Here is a 14325-nt window from a genome sequence, read left to right as displayed (position 1 = left end):
AACCTGCTGTATCCGGCATATTCTTTCAGAAAATACCCTTTTAATTCAATTACTTACCCATACTTTTTCAACTGTTTGATGTTCATTAATGGTGTTGCTGCACCTATACAAAACATCGTTGTTTTAGTTATATTTGTGGCAAATTTCAAAAAAATATGGCTCCGAATTACGACGAAGCAACAATTAGAACACTTGAATGGCAGGAACACATCAGGAAACGCCCCGGTATGTACATTGGTAAACTGGGCGATGGTTCTTCTGCCGACGATGGTATTTACGTTTTGCTGAAAGAGGTGCTCGACAATTCAGTGGATGAATTTATGATGGGGCACGGGAAAAAAGTAAAAATTGATATTGAAGAGGATAAAGTTGCCATTCGCGATTATGGCCGTGGGATTCCGCTTGGTAAACTGGTGGACGCTGCCAGCAAAATGAATACCGGCGCTAAATACGACTCTAAAGTTTTTAAGAAGTCGGTGGGGTTAAACGGTGTCGGCATTAAAGCTGTTAACGCGCTTTCTTCAAAATTTACAGTCCGCTCAGTCAGGGAAGGCGAGGCAAAAGAGGTTGTGTTCAGCCAGGGAATGATTAAAGGTGAAAAGGACATTAAAGGCCTCGACGAACCCAACGGGACCCTTGTCGCATTTGAACCCGATGAGGCAATTTTCAGCAAGTTTCATTATATCAGCGACTATGTGGTGAACATGGTCAAAAATTACACCTACCTCAATGCGGGGCTGGTTATTGAATATAACGGCGAGCGTTTTTATTCCAGAAACGGATTGCGCGATTTACTCGAGGACAACATCGATGAAAATCCCATTTATCCCATTATTCACCTGAGAGGAGAGGACATTGAAATTGCCATTACGCACGGGAACCGCTACGGCGAAAATTACTATTCGTTTGTAAACGGCCAGCACACCACGCAGGGTGGAACGCATCTTCAGGCATTTCGGGAGGTGTATGTGAAAACCATCCGCGATTTTTTTAAAAAAGATTTCGACCCGTCAGATATTCGCGCCTCAATAGTTGCCGCGGTGAGCATTAAAGTGGAAGAGCCGGTTTTTGAATCGCAGACCAAGACCAAACTCGGCTCGAAGGACATTGGCCCGAACGGACCATCGGTAAGGGCGCATGTGGGGAATTTCCTGCAAAAAGAGCTCGACAATTACCTGCATAAAAATCCCGACACGGCAGAAGTGTTGCACAAGCGCATTGTGGAGTCGGAACGCGAGCGCAAAGCCATTTCGGGCATCAAAAAACTGGCCAAACAGCGGGCCAAAAAAGTGAGCCTGCACAACAAAAAACTGCGCGACTGCCGCATTCACTTCAACAGTAAAGATCCGAAGGCAGAAGAGTCGAGCATTTTTATCACAGAGGGGGATTCGGCCAGCGGTTCCATTACAAAATCGCGGGATGTGAATACCCAGGCCGTTTTCAGCCTGAGGGGAAAACCGCTGAACACGTATGGCCTGACCAAAAAAGTGGTTTACGAAAACGAAGAATTCAACCTGCTGCAGGCAGCACTGAACATCGAGGAAAGTCTCGAAGATCTGCGCTACAACCAGATAATAATTGCTACCGATGCCGACGTGGACGGAATGCACATCCGGTTGCTGCTCATCACATTCTTCCTGCAGTTTTTTCCCGACCTCATCCGGAAAGGGCACGTTTTTATTTTGCAAACCCCGCTTTTCAGGGTGCGGAATAAACAAAAAACCTATTATTGCTATTCGGAAGAAGAAAGAAGAGAGGCGGTTAAAAAACTGAAAGGAAAAGCTGAAATTACCCGGTTTAAAGGGCTGGGCGAAATTTCACCCGATGAATTCAAAAATTTCATTGGAAAAGATATCCGTCTCGACCCGGTGATGATGCGGAAGCAGGATTCGGTGAAGCAGATGCTTGAATTTTACATGGGAAAAAATACACCTGACCGGCAGGATTTTATTATTGATAACTTGTACGTAGAAAAAGACGAAGTGGCTTAAAAAGAGCTCAACTGAATAGAATGGCAGAAGAAAACGAAAACGCTAACAACGAAGAATTACAGGATAATAACCCGGAACGGATAAAGGAAGAAATCATTTATTTGCCCGGAATGTACCGCGACTGGTTCATGGATTACGCGTCGTACGTAATTTTGGAACGTGCGGTTCCGTATGTGAACGACGGACTGAAACCGGTGCAGCGCCGCATTATGCATGCCATGCGTGAGATGGACGACGGACGTTTCACCAAGGTGGCCAACATCATCGGGCAAACCATGCAGTATCACCCGCACGGCGATGCTTCAATCGGCGATGCCCTTGTGCAGCTCGGGCAGAAAAACCTGCTTGTTGATACCCAGGGAAACTGGGGGAACCAGCTCACCGGCGATGGGGCTGCTGCACCACGTTACATCGAAGCCCGTTTAACAAAATTTGCCCTCGAGGTGGTGTTCAATCCCAAAACCACCGAATGGAAACTGGCCTATGACGGCCGCAAAAAAGAACCGGTAACACTGCCGGTGAAATTCCCGCTGCTGCTGGCACAGGGAGTTGACGGGATTGCCGTTGGTTTGGCCTCAAAAATTTTTCCGCACAATTTTAACGAGCTGATTGATGCCTCCATCGCGTACCTGAAAAATGAAGAGTTTGAATTACTGCCCGACTTCCCCTCGGGAGGAATGGCCGATTTCAGCAAATACAACAACGGACTGCGCGGCGGCGTGGTGAAAATAAGGGCCAAAATTGAAAAACGCGATAATAAAACGCTGGCTATTACCGAAATTCCCTTTGGTAAAACAACCACAACACTTATCGATTCAATTATCAAGGCCAACGAAAAGGGTAAAATCAAAGTCAAAAAAATTGACGATAACACCGCCGAAAATGTGGAAATCCTTGTGCACATTGCCAACGATGTATCGTCTGACAAAACTATTGATGCACTCTATGCATTTACCGATTGCGAAGTTTCGCTGTCGCCCAATGCCTGCATTATTGAAAATGACAAACCCCATTTCATAAGTGTTTCAGAAATACTGAAACGTTCGGTAGATGCCACGCTCCGCCTGCTAAAACAGGAGTTGGAAATTAAAAAGGCAGAACTGGAAGAAGCCTGGCATTTTGCTTCGCTCGAACAAATCTTTATTGAAGAGCGGATTTACAAAGACAAAAAATTTGAAGATGCCGCAAGCATGGATGTGGCCATCGCCCATGTGGACCAGCGGCTGGATCCCTGGAAACCCAAATTCAAACGGGAAATAACACGCGAGGACATCCAGAAGCTCATGGAAATCAGGATGGCGCGAATCCTGAAATTCAACACCGACAAGGCCAACGAGAATATTTTATCCATTGAAGATGAAATCGACGAAGTGGTTAACAATATCGAAAATATTGTTCCCTACACCATTCGCTGGTTCAGCCATCTGAAAGACAAATACGGAAAAGGCCGCGAGCGCAGAACCGAAATCAGGAGTTTCGAAAATATTGTGGCCACCAAAGTAGTGGTGAAAAACGAAAAACTGTACGTTGACCGCAAGGAAGGTTTCATGGGAACCGGCCTGAAAAAATCGGAATTTGTGTGCGACTGTTCCGATATTGACGACATCATTGTTTTCCGCCGCGACGGAACCTATTTCGTCACCAGGGTTTCCGACAAAACATTCATCGGGAAAAACCCGCTGCACATTGCCGTTTTCAAAAGGAACGACAAACGAACCATATACAATGCCGTGTATCGCGACGGGAAAACCGGTGTGTCGTACATGAAAAGGTTTGCCGTAACAGGAGTTACACGCGATAAGGAGTACGACCTCACCAAAGGAACAAAAGGTTCGCGGGTTACCTATTTCTCCGCCAACCCCAATGGCGAGGCCGAAGTGTTGAAAATATTGCTGAAACCCAAATCGCGCATCAAAAAACTGGCTTTTGAAGTGAACATGGGTGAGCTGGCCATCAAAGGCCGCCAGTCTATGGGGAACATCCTCACCAAACATGAGGTGTATAAAATTTCGCTGAAGGAAAAAGGCGTTTCCACGCTGGGTGGACGGAAAATCTGGTTCGATGAGGATGTGCTGCGCCTCAATGCCGATAACCGCGGAAAATATCTCGGTGAGTTTTTGGGCGAAGACAAAATTCTGGTTATCTACAAAAACGGCGAATTGCAGCTTTACAATTTCGATTTGAGTAACCATTTCGATCCGGATATTTTAACCATTGAAAAATTCGACAGCGGTAAGGTTTTGTCGGCAGTTTATTACGACGCTGAACAGAAGTTCTACTATGTAAAACGTTTCGAGATTGATGAACCCGAAGGCAAACGCATCCGGTTCATCGGCGAAAATCCGGATAACAAGCTCATCAGCATTACCTGGGTGCGTTACCCGCGCCTCGAGATTGAGTTTGGCGGGAAACACTCCGAACGGGAAAATGAAATCATCGAGGTGGCAGAATATATAGGTGTAAAATCATGGAAAGCAAAAGGGAAACGACTTTCGAATTACAGCATTGAAAATGTAAAAGAAGTGGAACCGGTGGTAAAAGACGAAGACCAGAAAACGGATTCGGATGACGATGATGAAAACGGACCGGAAAATGGTTCCAGCGACATTCCTTTTGAAGTAAAGCGACCGGGAAAAGATGACGATCAAAACCAGATGTCGTTGTTTTAAAGGTTTGAGGTGTTCGAAGGTTTGAGGTGTTTTTCAGCAGGACTCCTTTCGGAGAAAACTGGGAAAGTGTAGAACAGGTGATTTGCCTGTGCAGAAGAATTGAACTTTGACAGTCAATTAAACCTGAATCGAACTACTGCCGAACAATTTTAATCAGGTCAGCCTGAATCTGAAAATCAGATTTGGAAATCTTTTTTAGCTTTGTTGTTCTGACCGAAAAAATGAATGTGCAATGCGAATTTACCTGATAGGATACATGGGCTGCGGAAAATCTACACTGGGAAAGGGACTGGCCAAACATGCCGGGCTGCAGTTTGTCGATATGGACCATTACATTGAAAAACGCAACTGCAAAACGGTACCGCAACTGTTTGAGGAGTTTGGCGAAGAAGGGTTTCGTAAGCGCGAACGCAAAGCCCTGGAAGAACTCTCGGAATTTACCGATGTGGTGATTGCCACCGGCGGCGGTGCCCCCTGTTTTTTCGACAACATCGATTTGATGAACCGTACCGGCAAAACTATTTTCCTGAATATCGATCCCAAAATTTTGGCCAGCCGCCTGCTGAATTCCAAAACAGAACGGCCGCTCATAAAAGGGAAATCGAAAGAAGAACTGATTGACTTCATCGATGAAACCCTGAAAAAACGCAATGCCTATTACAAACAGGCCCATTACCAGATTACAAAACCCAACGTGGATTTAGATGAATTGGTGGAGATGATTTCTTAACAATTAACCATGTCAACTGTTGCTCGAAATTTTGCCCGCACCCTCAAAGAAAATCGCACAGTTCAGATGAACATCGACCACCAGATACTTTTTCAACCTATCACCAAATAGACCACCCGTCTGGTTCCCGGAACGGTAAATGAAACCATTCTGAAAGCCGCCGGAATTGCCTTTTCCGAAGTGCCCGGGCCGGTGCACCTGGGTGTTCCTGCCGGGATTGGGAAAACAGTTTTTGAAGAGCCCGAAAACGATATTCAGTACCTCCGGCTGGAAAAGCAACCTCCGGGAAGTTCGTTTTTTAAATCAGCAGAAAAGGCCCGTTCGTATTTTGAGAATGCCCGGAAACCGCTTCTTGCAGTGGGATTATCTGCAGTTCGGGCTGGCGTTAAAAATGAGGTGCGTGAATTGGCAACTGTCAAACAACTTAATTTACCTGTTGTTTTTGTGGTGATAAAAGACAACAGTTTGTCGCTCATCCGGATAAAACAAGATAATAAATAATACAAACTGAAGGAAATATTGTATTTTCACATAATAACTTTTGAATTTTAAAGACTAAATTATGAATCGGATGCTCTTTATTTCTATGCTGTTTTTCATTGTAACAGCAGTTTCCTCCCAAACGAAATCGGTACAGGTTTCGCCGATGTTAACCGAAGCGGAACCGGAAAGTGTTGGAATGTCGCCGGAACGCCTCGCGCGCATCGACAAAATGTGCCGGGAAGCAGTGGCCGCAGGAAACCTTCCGGGAATTGTTTCGCTGGTTGCGCGAAACGGCAAAATTGTACACTGGAAAGCGTATGGCATGGCCGATAACCAGCAAGGCCGCGAATTAAAAAGGGACGATATTTTTCGCATTGCCTCGCAATCCAAAGCCATCACTTCCACGGCAGTGATGATGCTTTGGGAGCAGGGAAAATTTCAGCTGGATGATCCCATTTCAAAGTACATTCCCGAATTTAAAAACCAGCAGGTACTCAAAACGTTTAGCTACAGCGATACCAGCTGGACCGGCGAACCGGTGAAACGAGAGATTACCATCCGGCACCTGCTCACCCATACTTCGGGACTGGGCTACGGAATGATTGACGGCGATGAGCGTTTTAAAATGATTTATCAGAAAGCCGGAATTATTGACGCATTTACTACCAAAAATATAACCCTTGAAGAAAATATTAAAAAGCTGGCAAAGTTACCGTTGCATCATAATCCGGGCGAGAAATACACTTACAGCGAGGGGCTCGATGTACTCGGTTATTTTATTGAAGTGGTTTCGGGAATGCCGTTCGACGAATTTCTGAAAACGCACATTTTCGACACGCTGGGAATGGACGATACCCGTTTCTATTTACCGGAAAGTAAAGCGGGCAGGCTGGTGGCCGTTCAGCATAAAAAAGATGGGCACCTTTGGGAGAAATCTTTTCCTGCAAAGAGAGATTTCTCCCAAAGTCGTCTATGCTATATTTGTGTATCTTTATGGTTATAAGCAAAATATCAAATCACAAAAAGCAAATTCCAAATAAACTCCAAAAAACAAATTTCAAAACAAGGTTAATTTGAGAATTTTGGAATTTGAAGTAGTTGAAAATTGGAATTTATTTAGGATTTATGATTTGAGTTTTGGAAATTTATTGTCATCGTTTCATTATGCCTGATAAAATTGGGTAAGCACTCGAAATGACAATTAGTGATCAATGTGGAATCAGTGTAAACTATTGAAAAACAGATAAACATGGATAAAGTAAAACAACTCGCGAAAATGATCGACCACTCCATTCTTCATCCCACAATGACCGATGAGGATTTAAAAAGGGAGTGCGAAGTGGCAAAAAAGTACGATGTGGCTTCGGTGTGCGTAAAACCGTATGCCGTAAAACAGGCGGTTCAGCTTTTAAAAGGAACGGATGTTTTGGTCGGTTGTGTAATTAGTTTTCCGGCAGGGAATTCAGCCATTCCGGTAAAAGTGTTTGAAACGGAAAATGCCTGCAACGACGGCGCGGTGGAAATTGATATGGTCATTAATATTGGCAAGGCACTTCAGGGCGACTGGGATTACATTGAAAAAGAGATTGGCGTGGTGACCCAAAAATGCCACGAGAACGGTGCCATTGTGAAGGTGATTTTTGAAACCGATTACGTGACCCAAAAAGAGGATATTGTAAAGCTGTGTGAAATTTGCACCCGCGTGGGGGCCGATTATGTGAAAACTTCCACCGGTTTTGGTTTTGTAAAGGGCAACGACGGGAAATACGCCTACACCGGTGCCACCATTCCCAACCTGGAGCTGATGAAAAAAAGCGTGGGGGCCGGTGTGAAAGTGAAAGCTGCCGGCGGCGTGCGCTCCCTCGATGGGTTGCTGGCCGTGCAAAATGCAGGTTGCTCGCGGTGCGGGGCCACGGCAACAGTAAAAATTCTGGAAGATGCAAAAAAACGGTTTGGGGATTAGAAAATTAATTCACAAACCGAAAGAAAGGTATCAACGTTTATTCAAAGAAATTTTTTGTAAATAAGACGACTAGTCGTCATCCTCATCGTCGTCATCTTTTCCACTGTATTTTGCAGGGTACGGTTTTTTGCCATTCATTGCAAACCAGATTATCCGGTTGAAAAGTGCATCGTCACCGGCATCTACTCTTTCAAACTGAGGTTCCATACTTTTTTTTGCGTAATGAAGCGCCGGCCCTTTTAATTCCGACAACTCCTTGTTCATTTCATCAAGCGGAATATTATTAAGAACTGAAATGTAAGGGCGGATATCGGCAGTTTCATTAAAACAATCGAACATAGGCATGGCAGTTGCATCCATAATATTCATAGGCGGAATACCAAGAATTTGTTCTATAGTTCTTATCATTGAAACCTGGTTGTAATTGGTATGATTTGTTTTATCAAACCTGGAATAGGGGCTGGCAACCAATCCAACAGTGCGGTAAGCCGAAACATGATCCCAGCCTGCCTGCGAATCATCTTCGGTTACAAAAACAGCAGTGTTTTTCCAGAATTTACTTTTTGATATGGCTTCCAGAATTTGTCCAAGGGCTAAATCATTGTCGGCTACCATGGCACGTGGAGTGGGGAATCCCGGGCGGGTTCCTGAAGTGTGATCGTTGGGCAAAGCAATAATGATTAATTCCGGCCATTGGTCGTCTTCCCGGCTTTCATAATCTTTTAGTTCTTCAATAAAAGTTTGGGCGCGAAGCACATCCGGGAATTTGTGACTGTCATACCCCGGGTAATTCTGGCTTAAAATATCCCAAACCGGATCGATGGTAGTTTTATTTGTGAACTCAACTTTTTTACCCTTTTTGAACTGGTTATAAATGGATTCCCAGGTGGCATTATTGTCAAATTCAGGAACACAGGCCTCTCCGTAAATCCGAACACTTTTCCCGTTTCGCATGGCGTTATCCCAAATAAAGCCGGTTGGGGCATAAACCAGCGCATCTTCCTGCACATGCGGATAACTGCGAAACCATCCTCGTACATTTTTTTCAATATAATCGGTAACAATGGCCATGTCAGTCCACTGGTGGCCTTCTGCCGAAGATTTTCCTGAAGCATAAAAATTGTCGAGCAACAAAAAATCGTCAACTATTTTGTGTGTGTTTGGCGTGGCTTCCTTCCCAAAAACACAAAGCGAAGGTTCGCCATCACCGGCTGAAACATCTCCCAGAATCTGGTCGTAGGTACGGTTTTCTTTAATTATATAAACCACATGTTTAAAAACCGACGGTTCGCCAACTCTGGCAGGTACCGGAACCGGAGATACGTTTTTCCGGGGCAATTTTTTTGAGAGGGCAATTCTGAAAATTTGGTTGGTTTCATGCACGCGTTTTGTGTAATCTGCAAGTTGATTTTTATTGGGAACAGGAATAACGGAAACCGATGCCATCTGACGATGACTGTTGTATGATGCCTTCCCTGTTTCTTCAGAAATGGTTGGAATGCGTGCACCTTCAGATTCAATATTCGGAACATACAAAGTTTGATCGCGATGAACGCAAACCGCTCCGGGATAAGCGCTGGTTGGAATAAACCCTGATACTTTACTTTGGCCATTTTTTGAATCCGACGATGCATTTTTACCCAGTTTTACTAATGCCACTGCATTGTCCATTCCGTTCGCCACATAAAGTACTTTTCCATCACCCGAAATTCCCAGACCATTGGGTGAATCTCCCCAATACGGGTTTTTATCGTCACCCAACCTTACCAAAATAGTTTCGGTTACCACATCATGTTTGGTATTAAGTACCGAAACGGCATCGCTGTTTGCATTGGCAACATATATGTAGTCCTCTTGCGGGCTTGAAATAATGTCGTTTGGGTGCAGGCCAACATGTATTTCTTTTATTGATTTTCCGTCGGCAGGATTAAAAACTGAAACTGTCCCTTCTCTTGTAGCGCCGGTTTGCAGATCAACTTTGGCACTTCCCCACGGAACTCCGGCAACATTCCTGTCGGTTTTATCAGGAACAGGCCCCGCCCAGTTGGTTATGTAAACTTTACCGGCTGCTTTTATAACACCGTAAGGCGCTACCCCTGTTTTTGCCGACCAAATGGTTTCCCCGGTTTCTTCATTCAATTTAACCAGTAAATTATTTCCGTTTAAAATTACATATAGAACCGACTTCCCATTTTCTGCAGTTACCACTATTTCATTTGGTAATGCGGTTGATGCCGGAGCTTCCGCCAGAAAATCAAATGTCTTTTCAAAATTTAATTTGTGACCGTTCCATGAGGCTTTTATCACGTACGATTTTTCCCCGCCTCCCGATGCACTCCAGTACAAATAATAATCCTCGCCAGTTTTTCGCCAGGTAATTCCCGAAAATGTATTCATTACATTTTCTCCCCGAAAGAAATTTTTTAACGTTACCCGTTCAACTATTTCGTTATTTTCAGTTGATAAAATTAGAACCGAGTAACGCCCTTCAACAGCAACCCATTTCCCGTTGGGTGAAAGTGCGCAGTCGAGCGCGTGATTTTCCAGCTTTTTATCCCCGAAATATATTTGTTGACCTGCCGGATCTACCCAGCGGTTGTATGGCATTGGTATGGGGAACAGGCTGTCGGCTAAAGTTTGCTTTTCAAATTCGCTAAGATGTTTGGCCTGTTGTTTCTTGTCTCTTCTATTTTGTGCCTGGCAAATTAACGCATTTTGCGCAAGTAACAGAATGATTAAAAACCGGAGTAATTTTTTCATGATAAACTATTTTTTTCTCTCCCGGTTTTCCAGTCGATACTCGTCTTGTTCTTTACTTTCCCGAATCATATCTTCTTTGTCGTCCATAACCGGCGACTCCTCGAGTGCTTCCCAATCGAAGTTTTCATCAAACGGATCGAGTGCTTTTTGCGGTTCAAAAATCCTTGAATCAACCGCTACTGCTGAATAAGGTGTATAATCTGGCTGCTCAGTGAAAAAGTCGGCCAAATCATTTGCCCCTGCATCGTATTGATTCAAATAAGGTAATCCCAAAATATTCCAGAATGTTTTAAAAATACTTCCAAAACTATAATGAGTGTGACTTACATAATTTTTTTTCACCCAAGGCGAAATCAGCATCAAAACACTACGGTGAGCATCAACATGGTCAACCCCGTTTTGCGCGTCGTCTTCGGTAATTACAATCAACATGTTTCCCCAGTACGGTGTGTGTGACAGAAATTCAACGATCCGACCAACGGCCAAATCATTGTCGGCCATGTAACTTTCGCGGAACGGATAACCGGCTTCCGGTCGGTCACCTGCCCCATGGTCCTGAGGAAGGATTACTGTTATCAACGAAGGCATCGTATCCTTCCCGTTCATCCATTTTTCCTGAAATTCATTTTGAAACTGGTCGATGCGAAACTGATCGGGAATGGCCGTATTGTATGTAGGATATAATTTTGAAGTACGATCCCATACCGGTTGCGGCAACGGAAAATTAACGAAATGCCTGATGCCTTCATTTTTGAACTCCTCTCTATAAATGGCCGGTTCAAACATGATGCTAAACCCAAAATTATAAAAGTCAATATCATTCCTTTCCAAATGATCCCACATGGAACCTGCCTCATTATAATCTTCAGGATAAATGGCTCCGGCCGAACTGTTCATAGCATACACGCCGGGGGCTTTCGAGTCGAACCTGAAACTTCGGTTTCCGCCGTAACTTGCAGCGGTGCAGGTTTCTGTCCACTCGTTTGGATATGTGTTAACCAACCAGCGGTGCCCATCGGCAGATACATCAGCATCTACATAAAAGTTATCAGAAATGGCAAAATCACGGGCAATTTCAAGGTGGTTTACCATCACATCCGCATTTTGTACCGAGGCGGTTCCATCACTATTGGTGAACGAAACATTGCGTCCGTAGCGTGCCAGTTCAGGATCGCCCTTCCCTTTTTCAACTTGTCCAAAGACTTCGTCATACGTTCGATTTTCCTTCGAAATAAAAACAATATGTTTTATCGGGCTTTCCTTTTCCCCCGGGTAAAGTGGTACAGGATTGTTTGTTCGCTCTGTAAATTTTTCAGAAGAAGCCTTTTCAAAATTAAAATTGTTTGCAACTACTTTTTCTGTAAGTAATTTAAGTTCATCATCGGAAGGAATATCGAGTACCTGAACGGTTCCTTTCATCAGCGCCCCGATATAACTTCCTTCCGGCCCGCGATTAAATGTTGAACCGCCGTTTGGCCCGCTGCCAAAACCTTTGGCGTTGACTACAATAAGTTTTTTCCCGTTGTTGCTGACTTTTAGTTTTGCAGGGAACCAGCCGGTTGGAATGTATCCCAGAACTTCCAGCTTTTTTGCATCTACAACAGCTACAGCATTAATTCCGGAACAGGCTACATACAGTTTTTGATTATCAGGAGAAAGTGCCAAACCGAATGGGATTACGCCACGAAACTGTTTAATTCGTTTATCGGGTTTTAAATATATGGTATTAACAATGGTGTCTTTTTCAATTGAAATCACCGAAATGTTATCGTTGGTTCCGTTGGTAACAAAAACATAGTCGGTGGTAGCAACCAACGAGTTTGGGCTTGCACCGCCAACAGCCGGAATACCTTCAACCATGGCACCAACCAAATGCCCTGTTTTGGTTTTCGCAATTACTTCGGGCTCATTCGGGGTTTCCAAACTAATTGTAAAAACCGAAAAAGCTTCCGGTGAATTCATTTCCCCCAGCCCGGGAATTTCCAGACTGTCGGTGTGAATGCCTTCAACCATCTCGTCACTTCCATATGCGAACGGCGGGAACTCCAACGCTTTCTCAACTACATTTTCCTGTGTAATTCCTTTTATCATGCTGTACTGAAACATTCCAACATTGGCAACATACACCTTTTTTTCGTCGGGAGAAAGACAAATGCCAAAGGGGTATCTCCCCACCGGAACATGGTGTTCTGGCTGGTTGGTTTCGGTATTTACAATTATCATCCGGAATCCAATCTGGTCAACCGCAAATAATTTTTCACCATCTTTTGAAAGTGTTAAATCGCCAATGTATCCGTGTGTATAATCCACAGTGTCTGATTGAAAGGAACAATCGATAAATCCTTTTTTCTCCCCGGTTTTTAAATCGAAAATGAAAATTTTATTTTCCTGTCCGCCGGCAACATATACCACGCTGTTATCGTTCGAAACGGCCAGACCCATAAATACAGATGCCAACACACCGCGGTCGGTGGCCGGTCCGGGGGGAATTTGCTGAACCTCTGGATGTTCAGAAAGAATATTTCGGATGATGGTAATGGAAAGCGGACTGGTTCCCGAGTTGGCGGTTACTGCTGTATTTCCGTCGGGGCTTAATGTGAGGCCGAAAGGATGTGGTGCAACTACAATATTTTTTCCGGCGGGAGTCAAAAGCCTTCCGTTGGGAAGAACGGTTTCGCCGGTTTTATTGATTTCCACATAACGATCGCCGGCAGGGGCAGAAGCTATCCAGGGATCAACTTGTTTGTTTGGATTGCACGAGGCAATCGATAGTAAAAGCAACAGGAATAAAGCTGAAATTTTCATGATAATTCAAATTATGAATAATCTCAGAAAATTATAAAAACTGGCTGGAAAATACTACAATATAGTCTAATATTATTTAATTGTGAAAGGTAACGATGGAAAATAAAGTTACACCGGGAGTTAAAATAAAAGCCGCCGGCGGCGTGCGCTCCCTCGATGGGTTGCTGGAAGTTCAAAAAGCGGGTTGCTCGCGGTGCGGGGCCACGGCAACAGTAAAAATTCTGGAAGATACCAAAAAACGGGTTGGGAAGTAACCAGGGTAACCAGGTTGTCAGACTTTCAGGGAACCGCGAAATCCCCTGGCACCGTAATACGACTCAGCGCCGTTGTGGTAAATAAACACTTTCCCGAAGCGCCGGTCGCCAAAAAGTGCACCTCCCAGCTCCCTGACTTCGGGTGGCGTGACAACCCAGCTGGATGTTTTGGTGTCGAACTCATCTAACTTTTTAACGGCCACTTTTAAGTTGTTGTTGCGAATTCTCGAATCGCAGTTGGCACACCTCAAAACCCCGCTATGCAATATGTTACTTACCATGCGTTATTTCCATTAAAGTAATTTATTTATATGATTACTTAATGTTATACCTAAACTCATTTTTATAACTAACTGCTGGTATCATCAATCGTTCAAATCTTCTTTCTCCAAAGTATCGCCGATTAAATTTGTAACAGTACTCATTCAAATAGCTTTGCAAATATTCAGGCTTATTTATTGGTTATCATCTTTTTGCAATAGTGCTTTTATTCTTGTTGGAAGAAAATACCTGTTAAAATATAATCCAACAATGCCGCTGGCCCAAACCATAATTTTTACATCCAATGGGTGGTTAAAAAATAAACAAGTAATAGCACTAAAAGTAATTATTCCGAATGGTGTCAAAAAACCCTGGCTTTTTTTAATCAGAGAAAAAACTATCAATGGAA

General features: G+C 43.9%; 10 protein-coding genes and 2 pseudogenes. 7 read left to right on the top strand and 5 right to left on the bottom strand.

What is annotated here, in order from left to right; all coding sequences use genetic code 11:
• Window positions 1–155: 155 nt before the first annotated feature.
• The 6 genes from ACTCNA_RS10990 (at window position 156) to deoC (ending at window position 7836) form a co-directional block, all read left to right on the top strand.
• Window positions 156–1991: a DNA topoisomerase IV subunit B gene (locus tag ACTCNA_RS10990; RefSeq protein WP_462947962.1), complete on the top strand. Its 1836-nt coding sequence runs from the start codon at window positions 156–158 to the stop codon at window positions 1989–1991.
• Window positions 1992–2011: 20 nt separating this feature from the next.
• Window positions 2012–4660 carry a DNA gyrase/topoisomerase IV subunit A gene (locus ACTCNA_RS10985; protein WP_462947961.1) on the top strand — a complete coding sequence of 883 codons (2649 nt, stop codon included), beginning with the start codon at window positions 2012–2014 and terminating at the stop codon, window positions 4658–4660.
• A gap of 232 nt (window positions 4661–4892) precedes the next feature.
• On the top strand, window positions 4893–5390 hold the full coding sequence (locus ACTCNA_RS10980; protein ID WP_462947960.1) for a shikimate kinase: 498 nt from the start codon (window positions 4893–4895) through the stop codon (window positions 5388–5390).
• A gap of 180 nt (window positions 5391–5570) precedes the next feature.
• Window positions 5571–5891 carry a hypothetical protein gene (locus tag ACTCNA_RS10975; protein WP_462947959.1) on the top strand — a complete coding sequence of 107 codons (321 nt, stop codon included), beginning with the start codon at window positions 5571–5573 and terminating at the stop codon, window positions 5889–5891.
• A gap of 61 nt (window positions 5892–5952) precedes the next feature.
• Window positions 5953–6876: a serine hydrolase domain-containing protein gene (locus tag ACTCNA_RS10970; RefSeq protein WP_462947958.1), complete on the top strand. Its 924-nt coding sequence runs from the start codon at window positions 5953–5955 to the stop codon at window positions 6874–6876.
• Window positions 6877–7122: 246 nt separating this feature from the next.
• Window positions 7123–7836: a deoxyribose-phosphate aldolase gene (gene deoC / locus ACTCNA_RS10965; RefSeq protein WP_462947957.1), complete on the top strand. Its 714-nt coding sequence runs from the start codon at window positions 7123–7125 to the stop codon at window positions 7834–7836.
• Window positions 7837–7905: 69 nt separating this feature from the next.
• On the opposite strand, the gene ACTCNA_RS10960 is transcribed toward deoC, so the two are convergent.
• Together ACTCNA_RS10960 and ACTCNA_RS10955 are read right to left on the bottom strand one after the other, a co-directional pair.
• Window positions 7906–10596 (bottom strand): bifunctional YncE family protein/alkaline phosphatase family protein, encoded by a 2691-nt coding sequence (locus ACTCNA_RS10960; RefSeq protein ID WP_462947956.1) that lies wholly within the window; start codon window positions 10594–10596, stop codon window positions 7906–7908.
• Window positions 10597–10602: 6 nt separating this feature from the next.
• Window positions 10603–13401, bottom strand: a complete 2799-nt coding sequence (locus ACTCNA_RS10955; protein ID WP_462947955.1) for a bifunctional YncE family protein/alkaline phosphatase family protein — start codon at window positions 13399–13401, stop codon at window positions 10603–10605.
• Between the two features lie 95 nt (window positions 13402–13496).
• Between ACTCNA_RS10955 and ACTCNA_RS10950 the strand changes: the two genes are divergently transcribed.
• Entirely contained in the window at window positions 13497–13655 is a 159-nt protein-coding gene (locus ACTCNA_RS10950; RefSeq protein WP_462947954.1) for a hypothetical protein, read from the top strand.
• 17 nt (window positions 13656–13672) lie between these two features.
• Here the strand turns inward: ACTCNA_RS10950 and ACTCNA_RS10945 are convergent, their stop codons facing one another.
• From ACTCNA_RS10945 to ACTCNA_RS10935, 3 genes and pseudogenes are all read right to left on the bottom strand, one after another.
• Window positions 13673–13936, bottom strand: coding sequence for a DUF4256 domain-containing protein (locus tag ACTCNA_RS10945; RefSeq protein WP_462947953.1), 264 nt, complete (start codon window positions 13934–13936; stop codon window positions 13673–13675).
• Between the two features lie 34 nt (window positions 13937–13970).
• Window positions 13971–14108: pseudogene (locus tag ACTCNA_RS10940) on the bottom strand (IS1595 family transposase); the annotation flags it as partial.
• Window positions 14109–14110: 2 nt separating this feature from the next.
• Window positions 14111–14325, bottom strand: a pseudogene (locus ACTCNA_RS10935) (hypothetical protein); the annotation flags it as partial.

The organism is Tangfeifania sp. (genome assembly GCF_055108615.1).
This window is presented reverse-complemented; position numbering and strand designations above follow the sequence as displayed.